This is a genomic window from Kitasatospora sp. NPDC057500 (assembly GCF_042802195.1).
Taxonomy (GTDB): domain Bacteria; phylum Actinomycetota; class Actinomycetes; order Streptomycetales; family Streptomycetaceae; genus Kitasatospora.
Map to the genome: position 1 here is coordinate 1 of NZ_JBHVER010000446.1, position 1266 is coordinate 1266.

The 1266-nt window shown below is 67.7% G+C and carries 1 protein-coding gene; it reads left to right on the forward strand.

Annotated features, from left to right (window positions below):
- Positions 1–1266, forward strand: a 1266-nt coding sequence (locus tag ACFU74_RS37310) for an alcohol dehydrogenase catalytic domain-containing protein (RefSeq protein ID WP_380764583.1), incomplete at both ends; no start/stop codon positions are given.

Here is a 1266-nt window from a genome sequence, read left to right on the forward strand (position 1 = left end):
CACGACATGGGCCGTTCTCATCGGAACGGACAACGACACCCTCGGCACCGCCCTCACCACCGCCCTCACCCACACCACCGGCGAAAAACCCGCACGCTACGAAACCCTCGACGACCTCCTCACCGCCCTCACCGAAGGCCACCCCACCCCCTCAACAGTCCTCACCGCCTGCCCACCCCCCACCACCGACACCACACCCCCCACCGAAGCCCGACACACCACCACACACACCCTCAACCTCCTCCAACACTGGCTCACCGACGAACGCCTCACCAACACCCAACTCGTCATCCTCACCCACCACGCCACCGCCACCCACGACAGCGAAAACATCACCTCCCTCCCCGAAGCCGCCCTCACCGGACTCCTCCGCACCGCACAAGCCGAACACCCCCACCACTTCCGACTCCTCGACCTCGACCACCACCCCGACACCCTCAACGCCATCCCCCACACCCTCACCACCACCACCGAACCCCACCTCGCCATCCGCACCGGCACCCCCCACACACCCCGCCTCACCCGCACCACCAACCACCCCACCCTCACCCAACCCCACAACGACTGGCGCATCGAACGCACCGGCAACGGCACCCTCGAAAGCCTCACCCTCCAACCCAACCCCGACGCCAACCGCCCCCTCACCCCAGGCGAAGTCCGCATCACCGTCCGCGCCGCCGGACTCAACTTCCGCGACGTCGTCATGGCCCTCGGCATGGTCCCCGACGACGGCCACCCCGCCCTCGGCGAAGGCGCCGGCATCATCACCGAAACCGCCCCCGACGTCACCCACCTCCACCCCGGCGACCGCGTCATGGGCCTCTTCGGCATCGGCTCCACCGCCATCACCGACCACCGCATGATCACCACCATCCCCGACCACTGGACCTACACCCAAGCCGCCGGAACCCCCGTCGTCTTCCTCACCGCCTACTACGGCCTCACCCACCTCGCCAACGCCCAACCCGGCGAAACCCTCCTCATCCACAGCGCCGCCGGCGGCGTCGGCCAAGCCGCCCTCCAACTCGCCCGCCACCTCAACCTCACCACCTACGCCACCGCCCACCCCACCAAATGGGACAGCCTCCGCCAACACCACATCCCCGACACCCACATCGCCTCATCCCGCACCCTCGACTTCGAGAACCAATTCCTCACAGCCACCAACGGCCACGGCGTCGACATCGTCCTCAACTCCCTCGCCAACGAATACATCGACGCCTCCCTACGCCTCATGCCCAACGGCGGACGCTTCCTCGAAATGGG